The sequence below is a fragment of the Janthinobacterium sp. GW456P genome (assembly GCF_002127655.1).
GTDB lineage: Bacteria > Pseudomonadota > Gammaproteobacteria > Burkholderiales > Burkholderiaceae_D > Janthinobacterium.
Map to the genome: position 1 here is coordinate 1 of NZ_NEHB01000054.1, position 14,207 is coordinate 14,207.

The window sequence follows — 14,207 nt, forward strand, 5'->3', positions numbered from 1 at the left end:
CCAGAGCCCTCCCCTGTCGCACCGGCCAAGCCGGCCGGCAGCGACCGCGGCGACCGCAACAGCCGTGGCCCGCGTGGCCGTGGCCGCAACGGCAAGCCTGGCCGCGAAGAGCGCGAACCAGGCCAGGGCCGCCCGGCCCAGGACGACACAGCGAAAGAAGCGGAAGCACTGGAAAAGGCGGCCCGTCCGCCACGCCCGCCGCGTCCGCCACGCGAACCGCGTGAAGCGCGCGAGAACGGCGATACGGCAGCAGCACCACGCGAACGCGGTGAACGTCCTGAACGCGCGGAACGTCCCGAGCGCGCAGAGCGCCCGGAACGTGCCGAGCGTCCGCCACGCCAGCCACGCGAAGGCCGCGAACCACGCGCCGACAAGGCTGTTGTTGCTGAAGTGAAAGCTGAAGAGCTGGCCCTGGTTGGCGCCAGTGCCAGCGCGGTGAATGTCGTCGTGCCGTCCAACGGCCCTGAAGCCGACGCCGCACCGGCGAACCTGCTGAAAGCGCCGGCAAATGCCGGCCCTGAAGGCGAAGAGACGGAAGTCGACGTGGAAGGCGAAGAACCGCGCCGCCGCCGTCGTCGTGGCGGCCGCAACCGCAACCGCCGCGACCGCGAAACGGGCGAGCTGATCGAATCGGCAAACGGCGAAAACGAAGGCCAGGACGCGCCAGTGATCAGCTTTACGGTCGCTCCGGCGCCGCAAGCCGCAACTGATGCTGCTCCGGTCGCCGTCGTGGCTGCCACCGCAGTCGTCGCCGTCGCTGCGCCGGTGGAAGCTGCCGTCGTGGAAGTGGTCGAAGTGGTGGAAGTGGCCAAGGTGGTGGATATCGCCAAGGTCGAGGAAGCCGCTCCTGCCGCTGAAGCCGCGCCAGTTGCTGCACCGGTCGTAGCGCAAACCCCTGTCGAAGTGGCTGCGGCGCAAGCTGAACCAGCCGCTGCCGAACCAAGGCCAGCTGCCGAGTACAGCTTTGCCGAGAAAGCGGAAGCTGCCCCGGCACCGGCGCCAGCGGAAGTCATCGTCGAAGCGGCACCGGTCGTGGAAACGGTTGCTGTCGTGGAAACCGCCGCCGTGGCTGAAGAAGCGCCAGTAGCCCAAGCGGCACCGGCCGTGGTGGAAGCCGCACCGGTGGTTGCCGAAGTTGCTCCTGCTCCGGCACCAGCCCCTGTGGCGGCGCCTGCACCGGCGCCCGTCGCAGCTCCTGCTCCCGTGGCCGCGCCGCTGGACTTGAACGCGGTGCTCGGTTCGGCCGGCCTGACCCTGGCCGCCACCGATCCGGAAAAACTGCGCCTGGCGCAGGAAGCGGCCGCCAAGGCAGTCGCTCCCGTGCGCAAGCCGCGCGAACGCAAGCCATTGCCGCCGCAATCGGATGAGCCGTTGATCCAGGTCAACACGCAACGTCCATAAGCGTGCCGGGTTCGCCCAGCCGCGAATGAGGAAAGGGGGGAGCTCAGGCTTCCCCTTTTTTACGTCCCCACCTTTGCCAGCCAGCCGCCATGCACGAAAACGCCAACCTTCCTCCCGCCCCCGTCAGCCTGCGCAGCGCCTTCTGGTACTGGCTCAAGCTCGGCTGCGTCAGCTTTGGCGGCCCGGCCGGCCAAATCGCCATGATGCATGCGGAGCTGGTGGAAAAGCGGCGCTGGATTTCGGAGCAGCGTTTCCTGCACGCCCTCAATTACTGCATGCTGCTGCCGGGGCCGGAAGCGACCCAGCTGGCCATCTACATCGGCTGGCTGATGCACCGCACGCGCGGCGCCCTGGTGGCGGGCCTGCTTTTTTTGCTGCCCTCGCTGCTGGTGCTGATCGCCCTGTCCTGGCTGTATATGGCGTATGGCAACGTGGGCGCCATCGCCGGCATCCTGTACGGTATCAAGCCGGCCGTCGTCGCCATCGTGCTGGCGGCCGCCTGGCGCCTGGGCCGGCGCACCTTGCGCAGCCCCAGCCTGATCGCCATCGCGGCGGCGGCATTTGTCGCCATCGCCGCGCTAGGGCTGCCATTTCCGCTGATCGTGCTCGCCGCCGCCCTGCTGGGCATGGCGGGCGGCCGCTGGCTGCCGGCGCATTTTCATGCCAAATGTACCGCGCATGGCGGCGCGGCCCGCTACGGCGCCGCCCTGATCGATGACCACACGCCCACGCCGGACTACGCGCGCTTCCGCTGGCCGCGCCTGCTTGGCACGGTCGCCGTGGGCCTGGCGCTGGCCTTCTTTGCCTGGCTGGGCCTGGCGCTGGCGGGCGGAACGGACCAGCCGCTGGCGCAGATGGGCGTGTTTTTCAGCAAGGCCGCCCTGCTCACGTTCGGCGGGGCGTATGCCGTGCTGCCCTATCTGGTGCAGGGCGCCGCCGACCACTACCACTGGATCACCAGCGCGCAGATGATGGATGGCCTGGCGCTGGGCGAGACGACGCCCGGTCCCCTGATCATGATCGTCGCCTTCATCGGCTTTGTCGGCGGCTGGAGCCATGCCGTGACGGGAGAACAGCTGTGGCTGGCGGGCGTGTGCGGCGCCCTCGTCGCCAGCTGGTTTACTTTCCTGCCCTCGTTTATCTTCATCCTGGCCGGCGCGCCTCTGGTGGAGGCGTCGCGCGGCAATTTGCGCCTGAGCGCGCCCTTGACGGCCATCTCGGCGGCCGTGGTGGGCGTCATCGCCAGCCTGGCGCTGTTCTTTGGCCGCCATGTCTTCTGGCAAGAAAACCCGCTGCCGCACTGGGACTGGCTGGCCGTCGGGATCGCTGCGGCGGCGGCAGTGGCCCTCCTACGCTTTCAGACCGGTCCCATACGCTTGCTGCTGGTCTGCGCGGCGCTTGGCCTGGCGCGTGCCTGGCTGACTTGAAGAGGATGTACCGCGCCAGCCTGTCATTCCATGACGCCGGAAGCGCCCGAATCGGCACCGATAAGCGCGCAGGATATTATGTCAAAATTAATAATAATGCTGATTTAATGCATGCCACTCAAGAATCGCGGCACACATAAAAAAATTACTAAATAGAATATTTATTTCAGTAATTTAATATCTTCCCGTTATCACGCAGACCGCCGTGCATTGGCTCGACAGCCATGGCACCACACTCTGCGCTGCTGCGTCCAGTCGGCGTACGCATGCGCCGTGATCGATTTGTCCTGTGCCCCGGCATAACTTCGCAAATAAATAAATGTGGCATACATGCAACAAATGAAAAATTGATTATTGGAATGAGCCTGACGTCATATACTTACTCGAAAGCAAATTACTGTTTCCCCGTCATTAACCCGACAGTTTCCTCGAAAATATCCATTAATGCGCGCTCAACAATCAAATCATCCCATGCACACTTCCGCGATCAGGACACTCATGCTCGGCTGCGCCAGCTTATGGCTGCTGAGCGCATGCTCGACACTCGACGTCGGCACGGCCAAGCTCTCCACGGCCGAGGTACGCGCCACGCTGCAGGACGACAAGGCGGCCCTGGCGCGCGACGTGGAACCGCTGAACGGGCCCCTGACCCTCGATGGCGCCATCGCGCGCGCCATCAAATACAACGCCGAGCGCCGCTACAAGGCCATGGAGGAAGCCGTGGCCATGGGCACCTTCGAGGCAGGGCAGTTCGACATGCTGCCCAAGCTGATCGCCTCGGCCGGCTACCGCGACCGCAACAATGACCTGATCACGCGCAGCGTCGATTCCGTCACGGGCGCGCCGTCGCTGGCCAATCCCTATATCTCGTCAAGCCGCCAGGTGCTGAGCACGGAACTGGGCATTTCCTGGAGCCTGCTCGATTTCGGCCAGAGCTACTACGCGGCGCGGCAGAATGCGGACCGCGTGATGATCGCCGGCGAGCGCCGCCGCAAGGCCCTGCACAACCTGATACTCGACGTGCGCACCGCCTACTGGCGCGTGGTGGCGGCGCAGAAGCTGGTGCCCTTGCTGCGCAGCACCATCGCCGAATCGGAAGCGGCCCTGAAGGATGCGCGCACGGCGGAGAGCGACCGCATCCGTTCGCCACTGGAACCGTTGCGCTACCAGCGCCAGCTGCTGGAAAACCTGCGTCTGCTGGAAACCATCGAGCAAGAACTGTCGACGGCGCGCGTGGAACTGGCGGCCCTGACCGCGCTGCCGCTGAGCAGCGGCTACAGCGTGGTCGAAGCGGGCGGCGACGTCAACACGGCCTGGCTGAACCAGCCGATCGAGAAAATGGAAGAAGTGGCGCTGCTGCGCAATCCCGACCTGCGCGAAGGCATCTACAACGCCCGCATCGCCCAGCAGGAAACCCGGCGCACCATGCTCAAGCTGTTCCCCGGCCTGTCCTTCAACTATGGCGTCAAGCACAGCAACGACGATTACCTGATCCATCAAAACTGGAACGAGGCCGGCGCGCAGATCTCGTTCAACCTGCTGGGCCTGTTATCGGCGCCAGCGCAGATGCGCCTGGCCGACGCGGGCGTGAGCCTGGCCAACCAGCGCCGCATGGCCATGCAGATGGCTGTGCTGAGCCAGCTTCATATTGCTCGCCAGCAATACGCCAACACGGCCCGCCAGTATGAGCGCGCCGACGCCATCGCCGAAGTGGACGGGCGTATCGCCCAGCACATCGCCAACCAGGCCGAAGCGCAGAAACAGTCGGCGCTGGACCGCATTTCGCAGCAAAGCACGGCCGTCCTGTCGCAGCTGCGCCGCTACCAGGCACTGTCGAACGCGCAGGCCGCAGCATCGCGCCTGCAAGCCACCCTGGGCATGGAGCCGGTGGTCAACGGCTCGTCCGACATGCCGCTGGCCGAACTGACGGCGGCCGTCGCGCAATCGCTGCAGACCTGGAACCAGGCACAGCTGCCATCGCCCGAGGACCGTCCATGAAGTTGGTCGCACCCGCAATACGCATGACCCTGGCCAGCGCGCTGGGCCTGACCTTGCAGCACGCCGCCCTGGCCGCCGCGCCGCAGGCGGCCAGCGCCGGCGCCACGCTGGAAACGCGGGAAATCCGCGCCCAGCTGGCGCCGCGCCGCTACACCACCCTGGCCGCCGAGATCGGCGCCAAGATCAACCGCCTGCCGCTGCCGGAAGGCGCGGCCTTCAAGCAGGGACAGTTGCTGGTGCAGTTCGATTGCGTGCTACAGCAAGCGCAGCTGGCCAAGGCGGAAGCGGCGCGGATGGCGGCCGAAACCAATTGGCAGGGCAACCAGAAACTCGCCAACCTCAATTCCGTGGGCAAGGTCGAACTCGACATTTCCAGGGCAGAAGCGCTCAAGGCGCAGGCCGAAGTGGCTGCCAACCGGGCGTTGCTGGGCAAATGCCAGATCGTCGCGCCGTTCGCCGGCCGCATCGCCGAGCAGAAGGCGCGCGAACAGCAGTACGTGCAGCCGGGCCAGGCCCTGCTGGAAATTCTCGACGACAGCACCCTGGTGCTGGAATTCATCATTCCATCTCGCTGGATGAGCTGGGTGCGCAACGGCACGCCCTTCCAGGTCAGCATCGACGAAACGGGCAAGAGCTACCCGGCCAAGGTGCAGCGCATCGGCGCCCGCGTCGACCCCGTCAGCCAGTCCGTCAAGCTGAGCGCGGTCATCGACGGGCGCTTCGGCGAGCTGGTGGCCGGCATGAGCGGCAAGGTGCTGATGCAGCCGCCGGCAAAGTGATTTTTTCACCCTGCTTAGACCAAAAGGAGAGCACATGAAATCTCGTTCGCACCGCGTCGCCCGCTGCCTGACGCTCGCCGCCGTCGCCGTGGCCGCAGCCAGCTGGAGTACCGCCAGCTACGCCTGCCCCGCCGAACCCTATGTTTCCAGCATCTGCGTGATGGCCTGGACCCGCAATGACCTGTACGGCTACCTGCCGGCCAACGGCCAGTCCCTCAACGTCAACCAGAATGCCGCGCTGTATTCGCTGCTGGGTACGACCTATGGCGGCAACACCACCACCTTCAACCTGCCGGACCTGCGCGGCCGCACCGTGATCGGCGCCGGCACCGTCGACGCCACCACCAGCTACACGGTGGGCCAGAAAATAGGGGCCGTCAGCGCCACCCTGACCATGGCCAATCTGCCGGCCCATGCGCACACCTTGCCGGCAGTCGACTTGAGCAAAGTCAGCGGCTCGGTCAACCTGGCTCAGACGACCGGCACACCCAGCACCATTTCGATGACGCCCGTCACCTACAGCGCCAATACCAGTGCGCTGACGCTGACACTGAAAGCCAGCAGCGCAGCGGGCACGTCTGCCGCGCCGATTGCCGGCGGCGTGGCAGGAGCGGTGAACACCCCGGTGGCGAAGCTGTATAACAGCAGCGTTCCTGACGTGGGAATGGGCGGCGGCACCCTGGGCGGCAGCATTACCGTCACCTCCACCGGCTCGCCTACCATTACGCTGGCCGGTACCGCCCCGGTGACGCTGAGCGGCTCCCTGCCGGCAGCCGTCAGCGGCCCTGCAGGCACGGGCGCCGCGTTCAGCATCATGCAGCCGTCCATGGCCATGTATTACTACATCGCCTCCGTCGGCATCTACCCGCAATCGAACTGACGGACCTCGCCACCTAACCTTGTGTTGCGCGGCCGCCTCCGAGCGGAGCGGCCGCCGAAATCATCATGCAGCCACACCGCCTCTTTCTAGTCTTGCTATCCCTGACGCTGCTGGCGGCGCCGGGTGCGCGCGCCGCGCGGCCGGCCGACCATGCCCTGCCGCTGCAAGCGGCCTATGCCTTGCTGGCCAAGGGCGACTATGCCAACGCCTATCCGGCCTTCCTGCGCCACGCGGAGAAAAATCCCCTCGCCCAGTTCACCCTGGCCCAGTTCCACCAAAATGGCTGGGGCCGGCCAGCCGACCCGGACGCCGCCTGCGCGTGGTTCAGCAAGGCCGCCCAGGGCAAGATACCGACGGCCCTGCATTTCGCCGGCGACTGCCTGATGCGCACTCCGGATGCGCCAGGCAATGCCCGTGCCGCGCTGGCCAGCTACCTGGCCGCCGCCGCGAACGGCCACCTCATCTCGCTGTGCTCGGCCAGCCAATTCTATGTCCGCGGCCGCTATGTCGCCAGGGACGTGCCGCACGGCCTGGCGCTGTGCGCCGAGGCGGCGCAGGGCGGTTCGCCGCCGGCCATGCTGAAACTGGCCAATTACCTGCGCAACGACCCCGACGTGCCGCACGATGCGGCCATGGCGCGCCACTGGTACCGCATGGCGGCGGAACGCCAGGTCGACGAGGCGCGCTATCAGCTGGCCATCATGCAAGCGCAGGGCGAAGGCGGCGAAACCGAGGGCGAAGCGGCGCTGCTGGCACTGGAAGAACTGGCGAGCAAAGGCTATGTCCCCGCCTACCTGCCCACAGCGACACTGTACGCCCACCTGCCGCCCGACGCCGGCACGGGCGCGCCCGGCGCCGCCAATCTGGCCAAGACCTATCTGTGGGCCAGCGCCGCCCGCAGCCGCCTGAGCGACCCCGCCCTGCAAGACCAGGCGCGGCAGTTGCAAGACCAGGTGCTGGCCATCATGCCGCCCGAATGGCGGCCGGCGCTCGACCGCAAGATCGACGCCCACCTCGCCCAATTCGCCGCCCAAGGCGCGCCGCTCAAGCGCGCCAGTCACGTATCACCAGGAGCCTGACATGAACCACCCCCTCTTCCCTGCCGCGGCGACGACTGCCGTACGCCGTCCGCTGCGCCGCGCCTCGCAACTGCTGCCGCTGGAGCAGCGTTTCATGTTCGACGGCGCCGTGGCCGACGCCGCCCACGCGGCGCAGGCGCACGAAAGCGCGCCGCTGCCGCTGCCGCCAGCCGTGACGGTGCGCGCGGCCGAGCCGGCCAAGGACCAGGGCAAGAAGGAAGTGGTGCTGGTCGACACCTCGGTGGCCAACTACAAGAGCCTGGAGGCGGGCGTGCGCGACGGCGTCGGCATCGTCGAATTCGACGGCAGCCGCGACGGCCTGGCGCAGATCGCCCAGTGGGCGGCCGGCCAGCGCGGCCTGGACGCGATCCACATCCTGTCGCACGGTTCCGAGGGCACCCTCAACCTTGGCACCGCGCGCCTGACCGACGCCTCGCTGTCGTCGGCCAGCGTGCAGGCGGAACTGGCGCAGCTGGGCCAGGCCCTGAGCACCGACGGCGACTTGCTGCTGTATGGCTGCGATGTCGCCGCCGGCGACCACAACGCGCTGATCGCCGACCTGGCGCGCATCACCGGCGCCGATGTCGCGGGCTCGCGCGACGCCACCGGGGCGGCAGCCATCGGCGGCAACTGGACGCTCGAAGCGCACGCCGGCAAGATCGACACCAAAGCGCTGGACATCGCCGACTATCAGGGCCTGCTGACCAAGATCACGTTCACCGGCAGCGATGCCGACTACAGCTCGACCACCGTGGTCAAACAGATCAACGGCCAGAATGTCACGTTTTCCGGCGGCGCCAGCGCCGGCGGCCTGGGCATTGACCTCACCTACGGCACCGACGGGCTGTATGCCTACCAGGGTCCCACCAATGAAGTCAGGCTGACGGTCAGCATCGCTGCCGGCTACACCTTCGACATCAGTTCCTTCGATGTCGGCGTCCTGAGCGGCTCGCTGACGATCAACTTAACGTATGGCAACAACACCACAGACACGTTCACAGTGAACTCGCTGGCCAACGGCTGGCAGACCTTGCTCAATTCCGGCCTGAGCAAACCGATCAACGACGTCAAGCAGGTGGTGTTCAGTTCCGGCGATTTCGGGCTGTTTCAGAATTTCGACATCACCGACGTCAAGGCCATATTGCACCCGCCCACGGTCACGGTCAGCAGCGCCAGCCTGTCGGCCGACACCGGCATCAGCAGCAGCGACTTCATCACCAAGACCGCCGCGCAAACCATCAGCGGCACGCTGTCGACCACGCTGAGCACGGGCGAAAAGGTCCAGGTGTCGTATGACAATGGCAGCAGCTGGAGCGACGCCACCACCTACACGGTCGGCTCCAGCAGCTGGAGCACCACCACCACGCTGGCCGGCAGCAGCACCTTCCAGGCCCGCGTCACCAACGCCGACGGCTCCAGCACCGCCTACACGCACACCTACACGCTCGACACCACGGCGCCCACCACCAGCTTCAGCGGCATCTCGCTGTCGGCCGACACCGGCACCAGCAGCACCGACCTGATCACCAGGACGGCCAGCCAGACCATCAGCGCCACCCTCAGCGGCGCGCCGGCCGCCGGCGACATCGTCTACGGCTCGCTCGACAACGGCGCCACCTGGACAGACATCACCAGCAAGGTGTCCGGCACCACGCTGACCTGGACCGGCGCCACCCTGGGCGCCGGCAGCAATTCCATCGCGTTCAAGGTGAGCGACGCGGCCGGCAACGACAGCGGCGTGAGTTCCCAGAACTACACGCTCGACATCACCGCGCCGGCCACCAGCGTGGCCACGGCCAGCTTCTCGGCCGATACCGGCACTTCGTCGACCGATTTCATCACCAGCGTGGCGGCGCAAACCGTCAGCGGCACCCTGTCGACCAACCTGGCCAGCGGCGAGCGCGTGCTCGTCTCGCTCGACAACGGCGCCACCTGGGCCACCGCCACCGCCACCGTCGGCCAGAACACCTGGTCGCTGGCCAGCACGCTCAGCGCCAGCAACACGCTGAAGGTCAAGGTCAGCGACACCGCCGGCAACGACGGCAGCGTGCTGAGCCAGGCCTACGTCTACGACACCACGGCGCCCAGCATCACCTTCAACAGCCTGGCGCTGTCGGCCGACACCGGCGCCAGCGGCAGCGACTTCATCACCAAGACCGCGGCCCAGACCATCACGGCCACGCTGAGCACCACCCTGGCCGCCGGCGACATCGTTTACGGTTCGCTCGACAACGGCGGCAGCTGGACCGACATCACCGGCAAGGTCAGCGGCACCGCCCTGAGCTGGAACAGTGTCACCCTGGCCGGCAGCAATACCTTGCAGCTGAAGGTCGTCGACGCCGCCGGCAACACCGGCAGCGTCAAGACCCAGGCCTACACGCTCGACATCGGCACGCCGGCCACGCCCGGCACGCCGGTACTGGCCACGGCCAGCGACACCGGCGCGCAGAACAACGACCACATCACCAGCGACACCACGCCGACGCTGAGCGGCACGGCCGAGAACGGCAGCACCGTCACCGTGTTCGACGGCGCCACGCTGCTGGGCACCGTCACCGCCGGCGCCGGCGGCTGGACGCTGACCACCGGCGTGCTGGCCGAAGGCTCCCACACCATCACGGTCGTGTCCACCGACACCGCCGGCAACGCCTCGGCCGCCTCGGCCGCGCTGACGATCGAGGTCGACACCACCGCCCCGGCCGTCGCCACGGTGGCGGTGCCGGCCAACGGCACCTACTACAGCGGCGGCGCGCTGGACTTCACGGTCAACTTCGACGAGGCCGTCCTCGTCGACACCGCCGGCGGCACACCGCGCATCGCCCTCGTGGTCGGCGCCACCACCCGCTACGCCGACTATGTGTCCGGCTCCGGCACCAGCGCGCTGCTGTTCCGCTACACCGTGCCCAGCGGCGACATCGACGCCAATGGCATCACGGTCGGCGCACTGTCGACCCACGGCGGCACGCTGCGCGACACGGCCGGCAACTACGCCGTGGTCACGCTCAACAGCGTCGGCAGCACGGCCGGCGTCAATGTCGACGGCAGCAACCCCAGCGTCACCGGCGTCAGCGCCATCACCGCCGACGGCGCCTACGGCGCCGGCCGGACCATCATCATCACGGTCGACTTCTCCACCGCGGTCAACGTCGACACCACGGGCGGCACGCCGACCCTGGCGCTCGACGGCGGCGGCCAAGCCACCTATGCCAGCGGCTCGGGCACCAGCACCCTGTCGTTCAGCTACACGGTCGGCGCCGGCCAGAACAGTGCCGATCTCGACTACAGCTCGAGCGCCGCGCTGCTGCTCAACGGCGCCACCATCGTCGATGCCGGCGGCGCCAACCAGCCGGCCGACGTCACGCTGGCCACGCCGGGCACGGCCGGCTCGCTGGGCGCCAACAAGGACCTCGTCATCGACTCCGTCGCGCCGACCAACACCGTGGCCAACGCCGCCTTGTCGGCCGACACCGGCACTTCCAACACCGACTTCATCACGAAGACGGCGGCGCAGACCATCAGCGGCACGCTGGCGGCCAACCTGGCGGCCGGCGAGCACGTCCACGTCTCGCTTGACAACGGCGCCACCTGGAACCTGGCCACGGCCAGCACCGGCACCAACACCTGGTCGCTGTCCGGCCAGACGCTGTCGGGCAGCGGCACCATGAAGGTACGCGTCACCGACGACGCCGGCAACAACGGCACCGCCTATGCGCAAGCCTATGTGCTCGACACCACGGTACCGACCACCAGCTTCAGCGGCATTACGCTGTCGGCCGACACCGGCGCCAGCAGCACCGACCTGATCACCAACACCGCGGCGCAAACCATCAGCGCCACCCTCAGCGGCGCGCCGGCCGCCGGCGACATCGTCTACGGCTCGCTCGACAACGGCGCCACCTGGACCGACATCACCAGCAAGGTGTCCGGCACCACGCTGACCTGGACCGGCGTCACCCTGGCCGCCAGCGACACCTTGAAGCTGCGCGTCACCGACGCGGCCGGCAACAACGGCGCCGCCACCAGCACGGCCTACGTGCTCGACACGGGCGCCCCCGCCACCAGCGTGGCCAGCATCGCCTTTTCCGCCGACAGCGGCGCCTCGTCCACCGATTTCATCACCAACGTGGCGGCGCAAACCGTCAGCGGCACCCTGTCGGCCAACCTGGCCAGCGGCGAGCGCGTGCTCGTCTCGCTCGACAACGGCGCCACCTGGGCCACCGCCACCGCCACCATCGGCCAGAACACCTGGTCGCTGGCCGGCCAGACCCTGACCTCCAGCAACACCCTGCTGGTCAAGGTCAGCGACACGGCCGGCAACGACGGCGCCGTGGTGTCGCAAGCCTATGTCTACGACAACACGGCGGCGCCCATCAGCTTCAACAGCCTGGCCCTGTCGGCCGACACCGGCGCCAGCGGCAGCGACTTCATCACCAAGACCGCGGCCCAGACCATCACGGCCACGCTGAGCACCACCCTGGCCGCCGGCGACATCGTCTACGGCTCGCTCGACAACGGCGGCAGCTGGACCGACATCACCGGCAAGGTCAGCGGCACGACCCTGAGCTGGAACGGCGTCACCCTGGCCGGCAGCAATACCTTGCAGCTGAAGGTCGTCGACGCCGCCGGCAACACCGGCAGCGTCAAGACCCAGGCCTACGTGCTCGACACCGGCGCGCCGGTCACGCCCGGCACGCCGGTGCTGGCCACGGCCAGCGACACGGGCGCCTCCAGCAGCGACGGCGTCACCAGCGAAAGCACGCCGACGCTGAGCGGCACGGCCGAGAACGGCAGCACCGTCAGCGTGTTTGACGGTTCCACGCTGCTGGGCACCGTCACCGCCGGCGCCGGCGGCTGGACGCTGACCACGGGCCCGCTGGCCGAAGGCAGCCACACCATCACCGCCATCGCCACCGACACCGCCGGCAATGCCTCGGCCGCCTCGGCCGCGCTGAGCATCGTCATCGACACCAGCGCGCCAAGCAACACCGTGGCCAACGCCACCTTCTCGGCCGACACCGGCACTTCCAGCACCGACTTCATCACCAAGACGGCGGCGCAGACCATCAGCGGCACGCTGGCGGCCAACCTGGCGGCCGGCGAGAACGTCCACGTCTCGCTTGACAACGGCGCCACCTGGAACCTGGCCACGGCCAGCACCGGCGCCGCCACCTGGTCGCTGTCCGGCCAGACGCTGTCGGGCAGCGGCACCCTGAAGGTGCGCGTCACCGATGCCGCCGGCAACAACGGCACCGCCTATGCGCAAGCGTATGTGCTCGACACCATCGCCCCCGTCGCCACGCCCACCTCGGCCACGCTATCGGGCGAGAATGTGCTTGGCGGCAACCTATCGGCACCGCTGGCGGCGGGCGAATCGGTACTCGTCTCGCGCGATAGCGGCGCCAGCTGGCAGGTGGCTGACGTGGCCGGCAACAGCTGGTCGCTGGCCGGCGTCGCCGCCGGCCAGGTGCAAGTGGTGGTGCGCGATACGGCCGGCAACAACGGCGCCATCCTGGCGGCGGAAGTGAACGTACCGGTGAAGCCGCCCGTCGTGGTGGTGCCGCCCGCGCGCGTCCTGCCGGAAGCCCCCGCGCAGGAGGACAAGACAGCGGCCGAGACGGCCCCCGCCAGCGGCGCCGGCGTGGCGCTCCCCCGCGTCCTGGCGCCGGACACGCTGGAGCTGTTCAGCCCGGGCGGCGGCGCCAACGGCGGCCGTGCGGCCGATGGCGCCAGAAGTCCGCTGGCCCCCTTCAGCATCGCCGCACTGACCAATCCCGCCATGCTGCTGACGGCCTTCACGCCGACCGGCTTGCCGGAACTGCCGTCGCGCAGCGATGCGCTGCTCTCGCAGGTGCCGATCGGCGACAAGGCGTTTAACAGCGGTGAACGTATCGCGGTGCAACTGGCGCCCGACACCTTCGTGCAGTCCGGCGGCGGCACGCCGTTCCAGCTCAGCGCGCAGCAGGCCGACGGCAGGCCCCTGCCTGCCTGGATCAGCTTCGACAGCCGCGCGGCGCGCTTCGAGGGAACGGCGCCGCCGGGCTTCGAAGGCACGCTGCACTTCACGGTCACGGCGCGCGACGCCCAGGGACGCGTCGCCGTGCAGACCTTCAAGATCGTCATCACCAGGGATGGCCAGGTCATCAAGACCTCGGCGCGCGACGCCGGCCCCGCCGACCCCGTGGGACGTCCCGGCCTGAGTGCGCAACTGGGCGCCGTGCGCGGCGCGGGCGCCGAGCGCCTGGCGGCGTTGTCGCGTAGCGCGGCGGCGGCGAAAGCGCATGCATGAACGACGCGGTGGCATTTGATCCCCTGCTGACCTTGCTCGAACTGGCCCAGCGCGCACGCGCCGCGGCCAGCGCCAATGAACTGGCCTTCCTGCTGGTGAACGACAGCCGCGCGCTGGCGCCGTACCGCCAGGCGGCGCTGTGGTTCGACGCCGGCGGCGTGCACACCCTGTCCGGCGTGGTGGAAGTGGAAGCCAACGCCCCGTATGCCCAGTGGCTCGGGCAKCTGTGCCGGGCGCTGGCAGAGCGCCATGCGGACGCCGCGCCGCTGGCCGTCGAGGCCGCGCAACTGCCGCCCGCCATCGCCGCCGCCTGGGACGAATGGCTGCCTGTGGCCGTCACCTGGGTGCCGCTGCGCG

The 14,207-nt window shown here is 68.2% G+C and carries 6 protein-coding genes and 2 pseudogenes; all 8 read left to right on the forward strand.

All coding sequences use genetic code 11. The features are described 5' to 3' along the window. Positions 1 to 1,401: pseudogene (locus CBW66_RS27850) on the forward strand (ribonuclease E/G); the annotation flags it as partial. A gap of 89 nt (positions 1,402 to 1,490) precedes the next feature. Next, positions 1,491 to 2,828 (forward strand): chromate efflux transporter, encoded by a 1,338-nt coding sequence (gene chrA, locus CBW66_RS27855; RefSeq protein WP_086140833.1) that lies wholly within the window; start codon positions 1,491 to 1,493, stop codon positions 2,826 to 2,828. A 498-nt stretch (positions 2,829 to 3,326) separates the two neighbouring features. Beyond that, complete coding sequence (locus CBW66_RS27860; protein WP_086140834.1) at positions 3,327 to 4,826, forward strand: TolC family protein; 1,500 nt, start codon at positions 3,327 to 3,329, stop codon at positions 4,824 to 4,826. After that, a complete protein-coding gene (locus CBW66_RS27865) occupies positions 4,823 to 5,605 on the forward strand; it encodes an efflux RND transporter periplasmic adaptor subunit (RefSeq protein ID WP_086140835.1) in 783 nt (260 codons plus the stop codon). Before CBW66_RS27860 ends, CBW66_RS27865 begins: the two co-directional genes overlap by 4 nt. Before the next feature lie 34 nt (positions 5,606 to 5,639). Then, a complete protein-coding gene (locus CBW66_RS27870; protein WP_086140836.1) occupies positions 5,640 to 6,485 on the forward strand; it encodes a phage tail protein in 846 nt (281 codons plus the stop codon). 65 nt (positions 6,486 to 6,550) lie between these two features. Then, a complete protein-coding gene (locus CBW66_RS27875; protein ID WP_086140837.1) occupies positions 6,551 to 7,564 on the forward strand; it encodes a tetratricopeptide repeat protein in 1,014 nt (337 codons plus the stop codon). 1 nt (position 7,565) lies between these two features. Beyond that, on the forward strand, positions 7,566 to 13,850 hold the full coding sequence (locus tag CBW66_RS29760) for an Ig-like domain-containing protein (protein WP_086140838.1): 6,285 nt from the start codon (positions 7,566 to 7,568) through the stop codon (positions 13,848 to 13,850). Then, positions 13,847 to 14,207 (forward strand): annotated as a pseudogene (locus CBW66_RS27885) (secretion protein HylD); the annotation flags it as partial. The gene CBW66_RS29760 and the pseudogene CBW66_RS27885, both read left to right, overlap by 4 nt.